At 64.0% G+C, this 2,720-nt stretch carries 3 protein-coding genes; 2 read left to right on the top strand and 1 reads right to left on the bottom strand.

Annotation, left to right across the window (positions count from 1 at the left end):
* Positions 1–185 precede the first annotated feature (185 nt).
* Positions 186–1,094: a DUF3034 family protein gene (locus ACFDR9_RS27405; RefSeq protein WP_409033036.1), complete on the bottom strand. Its 909-nt coding sequence runs from the start codon at positions 1,092–1,094 to the stop codon at positions 186–188.
* A gap of 169 nt (positions 1,095–1,263) precedes the next feature.
* Here ACFDR9_RS27405 and ACFDR9_RS27400 point away from each other — a divergent pair, with 169 nt between their 5' ends.
* Entirely contained in the window at positions 1,264–1,854 is a 591-nt protein-coding gene (locus tag ACFDR9_RS27400) for a sigma-70 family RNA polymerase sigma factor (protein WP_026133235.1), read from the top strand.
* Positions 1,851–2,549, top strand: coding sequence for an anti-sigma factor domain-containing protein (locus tag ACFDR9_RS27395; RefSeq protein WP_409033035.1), 699 nt, complete (start codon positions 1,851–1,853; stop codon positions 2,547–2,549). Before ACFDR9_RS27400 ends, ACFDR9_RS27395 begins: the two co-directional genes overlap by 4 nt.
* Positions 2,550–2,720 lie beyond the last annotated feature (171 nt).

Here is a 2,720-nt window from a genome sequence, read left to right as displayed (position 1 = left end):
ACGCAAGCAAGGCCATGGCATGCTTGAGGTTCTGCTCCGGGCCTTCAACGGTAATCCTATCCCGCTTGCCGCATAGCGGCTGAACAGTCACGAATCCACAAGCGTAACCTTGGGGCCGCTAAGTTATGATTCCGTAGGTCGGCGACAATCCTCAACTGAACGGCATGAGAGTCTGACCCCGGCATTTAAAACCCCGCCTGCAACGACAAATACACACCGCGCTGGCGGGTCGGGTTGAACACCGTGATGTCGCCCAGAGCGGCGTACGCGGCCGTCACCGACACATGCTTGTTCGGGAAATAGGCGACAAACGCGTCGTAATACGCCTTCTCCTCGTCCACGCCCAGGTTGTGCGGCTTGCGGCGGTACTCGACGCCGGCGGCCAGCTTGCGGTTGACCAGGTAGGCCGCCGACACCTCGACCATCGCCTGGTAGTTGTCGCCCTTGTCGCCGCCGAAGCCGAGAATGCCCATCTGGTTGGCCTTGGTCGCGCGCACGGTGCCGTTCAACAGCAAGCTCTGCTCGAACAGGATCTTGGTCGCCGCGACGTAATAGTCGACGCCGCGGTCGTCCTTCGCCCCCAATTGTTTAACATTGCTCACACCCAGCGCGCCCAGGCCGCCGACGCCTTTGTTACGTTTGTACATCAAACCCGCGGCGATCTGCGGCAACAGGCGGTCCTGGTCGTAAACCGCGTCGCCGGCCAGCTTGACCTTGACGCCGATGATGTCTTGCTCGATGCGCAAGGCGTCCAGCGGCGCCAGGCTGCCCCGGAACTGCTGCCGCGCCAGCGACAGCTCGACCCGGTCGGCCACGCCGGCCGCCACGCCATAAGTGTCGAGCGCGTAGTCCTGGGTGCGCACGCCGGTGTAGTGGGCGTTCGCGCCATAGCCGTCGCGGCTGCCGTAGCCGGTGATCAGCGCCCACGGGGTCAGGCCGCCGCCGCCGGCGCCCTCGAGCTGGGTAACGCCGCCGGTGGCGAGGAATTTGCCCATGTCGGGCCGTAATTGCGCCTGCGCGGCGCCGCCCGCGCACAACAACGCGCCCGCCAGCAGCGCCCGGCCGATTCCCGTCAAACGATGTGCTTGCCGCATAGTGTCCTTTGCCAAATAGTCGATCGTCATGCCAAAGAGCTTGACTGAAACGGCAAAATCTTTCCAGTAGCAATTGCAATATTTGCGCGATTACCCACACATGCGTGTTGCCGCCCGCGCCGAAGTTGGTATACGATCAAGTTTCGCGTCCACACCACGAAGGCCAGCAGTGTCCTCCACCGTCCCCCAGCTCGACCCGCAACAATTAAAAACCTGGTTGCTCGCCGTGGCGCAGCGCGACGGCGCCGCCTTCCGCTTGCTCTACGACGCAACATCGACGAAACTGTTTGGCTTCGCGCTGCGTATATTGAATAAGCAAGAGCTTGCTGAAGAAGCCTTGCAAGAGGGCTTCGTCGCCGTCTGGAACAACGCCGCCAGCTACCAAAGCCATCTGGCGGCGCCGATGACCTGGATGGCGACGATCGTGCGCAACAAGGCCTTCGATCTGCTGCGCCGTAGCGACGACACCGTTGAAATCGATGCCGACCAATTTGATAGCGAAGTCATGAACGCCCTACAAGATCCCCAAGCGACGCCCATCGAGGCCTTGCAAATCAGTGGCGACGCCAAGGCGCTGGCACATTGCATGTCGGCGCTGGAGGGCCTGCACCGGCAGGTGATCGCGCTGGCATATTTCCACGATTTGTCGCATAGTGAAGTGGCGCAACAAATGTCCCTGCCAATCGGCACCGTCAAGACCTGGATCCGCCGCGGCCTGGAGCGCCTGCGCACCTGCCTGGCGAAACGGGAGACCAGATGAATATCCGCGGCAACGAGCCATTGCGGCAAAAACTGGCGGCCGAGTACGTGCTGGGCACGCTCAAGGGCGGCGCGCGCCGTCGCTTCGAAGGCTGGATGCGCCAGGACGCCGACCTGCGCAACCTCACCGTCGAGTGGCAGCAGCGCATCGCCCCCATGGCCGAGTTCGCCACGCCGGTGGCGCCGCCGCGCCAGGTCTGGCGCGCCATCGAACAACGCCTGGGCTTGCGCGCCGCGCCGGCCTGGCAGTTCTGGCGCAGCGAGTCGCTGAGGTTCTGGCGCTCGTTGGGAGCGGCCTCGAGCGCCGTCGCGGCGCTGCTGGTGGTGGCGCTGGTGACGACGACGCTGAACGCGCCCGAGATCAACTACATCGCCACGCTGAACGACGAGCAAGCCCGCACCGCGCTGGTGCTTACCGCCGACAGCCGCCACGGCGCGCTGGACGTGCGCATGCTGGGCGGCGGCGCCGTGGCCGACGACAAGACGCTGCAATTGTGGGCGGTGCCGAAGAGCGGCAATCCGCGTTCGCTGGGCTTGCTGGCGGCCAAGGGCGGCGTCAGGCTGGCGCTGTCCGAGCGCGCCATCGGCGCCGACGTCGCGCTGCTGGCGGTCAGCCTGGAGCCAAGGGGCGGCTCGCCGGACCCGAACGGACCGAGCGGACCGATCCTGTACAAGGGCAATTGGGTGCGTTTGTAGGCTGGCCGGCGGCTTGCTTGCAACCGCAGCAAGCCGCCCTAAATAGCCACGCTATTTCTACATCAATGAACTTGGCCCGTGACTATTCAGCCTGAGCGTACAGCGTAGAAAGTTGTTGTAAACGAATCGTGGATAACGCATCATGCGTGCATGCCACCAAAACCGCCCCGC

The organism is Janthinobacterium sp. CG_23.3 (assembly GCF_046115965.1).
In the GTDB taxonomy this organism is placed as follows: domain Bacteria; phylum Pseudomonadota; class Gammaproteobacteria; order Burkholderiales; family Burkholderiaceae_D; genus Janthinobacterium.
This window is presented reverse-complemented; position numbering and strand designations above follow the sequence as displayed.